Genomic DNA, 1,145 nt, shown 5'->3' on the forward strand with positions numbered 1-1,145 from the left:
ATAATCTTGGCAACCACGCCGGCACCAACGGTACGGCCGCCTTCGCGAATCGCGAAGCGCAGACCATCTTCCATGGCGATCGGAGCGATCAGAGTGACGACCAGCTTGACGTTATCGCCAGGCATGACCATCTCAACGCCTTCCGGCAGCTCGCACGAACCGGTCACGTCAGTAGTACGGAAGTAGAACTGTGGGCGGTAACCCTTGAAGAACGGAGTGTGACGACCGCCTTCATCCTTGCCCAGCACGTACACTTCAGCTTCGAACTGTGTGTGCGGCTTGATGGTGCCCGGCTTGGCCAGTACCTGACCACGCTCTACGTCTTCACGCTTGGTACCACGCAGCAGAACACCAACGTTCTCGCCAGCACGGCCTTCGTCAAGCAGCTTGCGGAACATCTCGACACCGGTACAGGTAGTCTTGACGGTGTCCTTGATGCCGACGATCTCGACTTCTTCCTGGACCTTGACGATGCCGCGCTCGACACGACCAGTCACAACAGTACCGCGACCGGAGATGGAGAACACGTCTTCGATTGGCATCAGGAACGGCTTGTCAATAGCACGCTCGGGCTCTGGGATGTAGGCATCCAGAGTCTCGACCAGCTTACGAACAGCAGTAACGCCCATTTCGTTGTCGTCTTCACCCTTCAGGGCCATCAACGCAGAACCGATAATGATCGGCGTGTCGTCACCAGGGAAATCGTAGGCGCTGAGGAGCTCGCGCACTTCCATTTCTACCAGTTCCAGCAGCTCTTCGTCATCGACCATGTCAGCCTTGTTCAGGAACACGACGATGTAAGGTACACCAACCTGACGGGACAACAGGATGTGCTCGCGAGTCTGCGGCATAGGGCCGTCAGCAGCGGAACAGACCAGGATAGCGCCGTCCATCTGCGCAGCACCGGTGATCATGTTCTTCACATAGTCAGCGTGGCCAGGGCAATCAACGTGCGCGTAGTGACGAGTCGGAGAATCGTACTCTACGTGCGAGGTGTTGATGGTGATACCACGGGCCTTTTCTTCCGGCGCGTTGTCGATCTGGTCGAAACCACGGGCGGAACCGCCGTAGGATTCAGCGCAAACCTTGGTCAATGCCGCTGTCAGAGTGGTCTTGCCATGGTCGACGTGACCGATGGTGCCCAC

The 1,145-nt window shown here is 57.6% G+C and carries 1 protein-coding gene; it reads right to left on the minus strand.

Features of this window, described 5'->3' with window-relative positions; all coding sequences use genetic code 11:
* On the minus strand, positions 1-1,145 hold a 1,145-nt coding region (gene tuf, locus FZF01_RS19320), incomplete at both ends, for an elongation factor Tu (protein WP_150279461.1).

The sequence above is a fragment of the Halopseudomonas salina genome, assembly GCF_008641105.1.